The sequence below is a fragment of the Tateyamaria sp. syn59 genome, assembly GCF_007995245.1.
Classification (GTDB): domain Bacteria; phylum Pseudomonadota; class Alphaproteobacteria; order Rhodobacterales; family Rhodobacteraceae; genus Tateyamaria.
On record NZ_VCBA01000024.1, the window covers coordinates 1 to 3,913 of the forward strand.

General features: G+C 61.9%; 3 protein-coding genes and 1 pseudogene. 2 read left to right on the forward strand and 2 right to left on the reverse strand.

What is annotated here, in order from left to right:
- Positions 1 to 909 (forward strand): hypothetical protein (locus FD715_RS21610; RefSeq protein ID WP_189799601.1); only part of this gene is annotated, 909 nt, incomplete at its 5' end.
- 188 nt (positions 910 to 1,097) lie between these two features.
- On the opposite strand, the gene FD715_RS21615 is transcribed toward FD715_RS21610, so the two are convergent.
- Both FD715_RS21615 and FD715_RS21620 read right to left on the reverse strand, forming a co-directional pair.
- Positions 1,098 to 1,304: a hypothetical protein gene (locus tag FD715_RS21615; protein WP_147115116.1), complete on the reverse strand. Its 207-nt coding sequence runs from the start codon at positions 1,302 to 1,304 to the stop codon at positions 1,098 to 1,100.
- A 224-nt stretch (positions 1,305 to 1,528) separates the two neighbouring features.
- A complete protein-coding gene (locus FD715_RS21620; RefSeq protein WP_147115119.1) occupies positions 1,529 to 1,792 on the reverse strand; it encodes a hypothetical protein in 264 nt (87 codons plus the stop codon).
- A gap of 315 nt (positions 1,793 to 2,107) precedes the next feature.
- Here FD715_RS21620 and FD715_RS22625 point away from each other — a divergent pair.
- A pseudogene (locus tag FD715_RS22625) lies at positions 2,108 to 3,913 on the forward strand (hypothetical protein); the annotation flags it as partial.

Here is a 3,913-nt window from a genome sequence, read left to right on the forward strand (position 1 = left end):
ACGATCGACATCGACAACGTCGAGGCCCTGCGGCCTCGTATGAAGGCACTGTCGCGTATCGGGGGACAGATCATCTGGGCTGGTGTCGTCGACGATTCCGGACAAATCGTGGCCAACTCCCTGGACAGTTTGGAAGGGGTCGATGTCGGCGCTGCCAAGTTCTTCCGCCGGGCCCTGTCTGGAAGTTATGTCGGCTTGTCGGATGGCGACGTGATATCCGAGCCATTGCGGACGATGTTTCCTGAAGAGCGCAAGTTCATAGACATGGCCGCGCCTGTGAGGGGGGCCGACGGCTCCATCAACGGCGTGCTCGTGTATCGCCTCGGGATGAGCTGGATCGAAGGCGTGCTGACCACGTCGGCGAATGCCCTGGGTATCGACCTGTACCTCGTCGAAGCGAGTGACCGTATCGTCGCTGCGGGCGAAGGCGGTGCTTCGATCGCGTTGAGCGAGACCGAGAAGGCAGTCGTGAGCAGCGGGCTGTCCCGGCCAACGCGCGTGGACCTTCCCGGCGGGGACGTGTCGTTCATCTCGGTTCTGCCGCCCCTCGTCGAAGGCCCCTTCATGTCACTCGACTGGAAGGTCGCCACGCGAACCAGAACGGACGGTCGCGACATCTTTGCCATCGGCATGGTGGAGGGGGGCGCGTTTCTTTTCCTGGTGTCGGCCATCGCCCTTCTGTCGCTCGTATTCGCGAGGGTCTTCCTGGATCCGATGGAGCGCATAGCGAGCAGCGCCAGGAAGATCGCGGCCGATGCCGATGTCTATCCGCCAGAGGAGCGAGGAAGCCGAACCTCCTACCAGCTGTCGGCTGCCCTGGCGATCATCCAAGGCAAACTGAAAGATGGGTTCGACCAATCCCCGAATATGACTCCGGATGAGCTTGGTCGATCGGCCGATGGCAGATGACTCGATGGCAGTTTCGGGCGCGCTTCATGCGCGCCGGAACTGCCCATTCGAGACGCGGAAATCCGCGCGCTTCCTGCCGTCAGGCAGATCGCATCGACCCGGTCGATCGGGATAGCCGCGGATCCAAGCCGCCTCGCGCGGTGCTACCACCCGCCTCGGCCGGCCCGGCAGCAGGCCGCCTGCTGTCGTCAGAAGCGTCCCACACGCTGCATTCGAGGTCTCGCGATCCCGGACATCTCGGTGTCGATGACGTCATCGATGGCCTGAAGCGTGGATTGGATATGCGCGATCCGCTCCATGCGATCATCGTTGTGCACTTCGAGCCGGTAGAGTTCGACCTTCCGCCGTTCCTCCAACTCAGATCTGAGGGTCTTCAGTTCGTCGAGCGTCTTCATGCCGTCGCCTCCTGTTCGCCCCTCGTCCACCAGCGGCAGCCTACAGGTCAGACCGCCCAGCCACAAACTGCATGTTCATTGCATCCTGTACTCGCGCGCGCAGCACTTGCATGGCCATGACGGCCCCGGTCGGGCGTAGCGGGTCCAAGGGAGACGACCGCCGATCGGACCCACTGAGCAGGGCCGATCCTTTGCCTGTCCGTCAGTCGGCTTTGATGCCGGCGCTATCGGAAGGGGCTATGCTCGGGCGCCCGGACTTCCTCGACAATGACACCAACCCGCCGATTGGCAGGATCGAAATGACGGGAAATCACCTGGTAGGCCGCAGCCGCTGGTGAACGAATATCGCTGTGGACGAGATCACCGATCGCCGGGATCGTGGTCGCACTGTACATGTCGAGCTCCGGAAGCTCCGCAGGGTGATCGGTTTGGCCAGGGCGGGACAGAAAGAAGCGGACATTCAGGGTGGTGTGATCAGTTGCAATCATGGATGCGTCCCCCATTACGACAAGCAACCTATAAGCGATACCATAATGTGGATTGTTGCAAACCCACCTTGGCACATCGATGCCGTCGGGGGGCGGTCACATCATAAACGCCATTTGCAAAGTACATAAAGTTATTAATTTTCCATAACTTAACCAGACATTCCGCCTTGCGTATTAACACCAATAGATGAGTATACTTTTCGAAGTTCGTGTCTAAGGCTGTTCCCACTGGCAAGTGATTTTTAGGACAGAGGCAACTCAGGCCGCGAAACACTTCGTGGCCCCTGCCTTTTTGCCCGTACCAATCCAAAGGGATTGACCATGGTTACCAATTTCATTGTTAACAAGCATGATCTCCAATTCGTTTTGCAGCAGATCAAGATTTCCGAGGCTCATGCATCGGGCGCCGATATCACCGAGGCAATCCGGCAGGTCTACGGCGTCGACGCCGAGGACGCGGCGCTGCTGCCCGCCGGCCTGCGCACCGTCGATGGAACGCTGAACAATCTGCTGGCTGGACAGGCGCATTTCGGCGCAGCCCAGACCAAGTTCCCTCGGCTGCTCGATCCCGTCTACAGGAACGACAACGACGGCGACTCTATTGATTTCGACGGCCCCGGCCCTTCCCCCGCCATTACCAATACCGACTACGGCGTCATCGACGGTCAGGGCCATGTCGGCACCGGAACCGTGGTGGACGCCGATCCGCGTACCATCTCGAACCTCATCGCCACACAGGATGTCTCGAACCCCGCCGCGATCCGCGCGGCGCTGAAGCTCGCGGGTGTCGAGGGCCCCGCCCAGACGGCGGCCACCAACGCAATCAGTGCCGCTTACCGGGCTACGCTGAACGCCAATGGCGCGAATGCCGAGGTGGCTGCTGCCACGACAGTGGTTGCAGAGGCCAGTGCCGACGCTTCTGCAGCCAACGCCGCCCTGGCCGCGGCCACTGCGCTGCAGGCGCTCTACACCGCGGGCCTGACCGCGGCGGAGGGAATTCCAGCGACGATGTCCACCGCCCAGACCGCGGTACAGGACCTGATTGCCGCGCTTTTCATGATCACCGACGAACCAGCCCCGGTTCCGGAGTTCGACCTTAGTCCGCCGGACCAGGCGGCCTTCATCGATATGGGCGCATACAATGAGGCGCACGCCGACTGGCTCGCGTCCGATCAAACCGCTTCCGAGCCACAGCTGCTCGACTTCCTCGACGGCGACGGATTCACAGCGGCCACGACAGAGTTCCAAAACGAGCAGTCAGCCCATACCGCCGCCGAAGAGAAATATGATACCGATTTCGCCGCCTACAGCGCCACGTTGGCCACCGCCAACCGCGCCCTTGAGGCGGCCATAACGGCCGTTGGAAATGCCGAAACGGCGGCCGGAGATGTCGTGACCGCGCTCGGTGACAGTACGACAAATGGCGCTCTGACCCTCCTTAGTCTTGCAACCGACCTACGCATTGCGATCGAAGGAATTGCCGCAGACACCACCCTTGATCCGACCGACGCGGCGACGCTTTCGGTTGCTCTCGATGAATTCGTTGCCGCGCCGGTGCTCGCGCAGTCGAACATCGACGACCTCGGCGCCCTCAAGAGCATCGCGGACACGGACCTCGCCGCAGCCCAGACGGAAGCGGATGAGGCCTCGGCCGCGCTCGAGGCCGCCAATGTCGAACTTGCGTCCGCTCAGGACGCCGCCAATACGTCGGGCACGCCTGAGCAGGCCGCAGCGGCCCTGCAGGACCGACTCGACCAGTTTGGCATTCAGATCGGCGAGGACGGGGGGCTGATTATCGAGAACCAGTCGCCCGACATCGGCCTCTCGGCCTCCTTCAACACCGCCATGACGATCTTCGGCCAGTTCTTCGACCACGGTCTCGATCTCGTGAACAAGGGCGGCAACGGTACGATCTATATCCCGCTCGAGGCCGACGATCCGCTGATCGCGGGCGCCGACAAGGTATTCGGTACGGCCGACGATCTAGCCGAGCATCTGCGCTTCATGACGCTGACCCGCGCCACCCCGATCTGGGACGCCGACGGCACCGCGCAGCATGTCAACGCCACCACCCCATGGGTCGACCAGAACCAGACATATACCTCGCACGCCTCGCATCAG

Bases quoted from the DNA above. Each gene is read 5' to 3' on its own strand.
- FD715_RS21620 (WP_147115119.1), bottom strand. From the start codon at position 1,792: ATGATTGCAACTGATCACACCACCCTGAATGTCCGCTTCTTTCTGTCC.
- FD715_RS21615 (WP_147115116.1), bottom strand. From the start codon at position 1,304: ATGAAGACGCTCGACGAACTGAAGACCCTCAGATCTGAGTTGGAGGAA.